The sequence below is a fragment of the Citricoccus zhacaiensis genome, assembly GCF_014645315.1.
GTDB classification, from domain to species: Bacteria; Actinomycetota; Actinomycetes; order Actinomycetales; family Micrococcaceae; genus Citricoccus; species Citricoccus zhacaiensis.
Genome location: NZ_BMLQ01000022.1, coordinates 1 through 761 on the forward strand (window position 1 = coordinate 1; position 761 = coordinate 761).

The window sequence follows — 761 nt, forward strand, 5'->3', positions numbered from 1 at the left end:
GTGTTCTGGGTCGGGCTGCTGCTCGGCGCCTGGACCTTCGTGCCCGGTGCACTGCGCGGGCTGTTCACCCGCGGCCGGCTGGGCATCGGGCTGCTGATGACGATCAGCGCCATCGGCGCGGTGATCCTGGGCTACATCGAAGAGGCCGCCGCCCTGGCGTTTTTGTACTCCATCGCCGAGGCCCTGGAGGACAAGGCCATGGACCGGGCCCGGGCCGGGCTGCGCGCCCTGCTGAGCCTCGTGCCCGAGACCGCCACCATCCGCCAGGGCGCGGCCACGATCGACGTCGAGGCCAAGGACCTGCGGGTTGGGCAGGTGCTCGTGGTCCGGCCCGGGGAACGGGTCGCCACCGACGGGACCGTGCGCACCGGGCGCAGTTCCCTGGACACCTCCGCGATTACCGGGGAGTCCATCCCGGTCGAGGTTGGCCCCGGGGATGCGGTCTCGGCCGGGTCGATCAACACCTCCGGGGCCCTGGAGATTCAGGCCACCGCCGCCGGCACCGACAACTCCCTGACCACCATCGTGCACCTGGTCGAACAGGCCCAGGCCGAGAAAGGCCAACGGGCCCGGCTGGCCGATCGGATCGCGAAGCCCCTGGTGCCGGGGGTGCTGATCCTGGCCGTGCTCGTCGCGGCCCTGGGGTCCCTGTTCGGGGACCCGGAACTGTGGATCACCCGTGCCCTGGTGGTGCTGGTGGCCGCCTCGCCCTGCGCCCTGGCCATCGCCGTGCCGGTCACGGTGGTCTCGGCGATCGGCGC

At 72.3% G+C, this 761-nt stretch carries 1 protein-coding gene; it reads left to right on the forward strand.

Annotated features, from left to right (window positions below):
• On the forward strand, window positions 1-761 hold a 761-nt coding region (locus IEX49_RS16625; protein ID WP_188807300.1), incomplete at both ends, for an HAD-IC family P-type ATPase.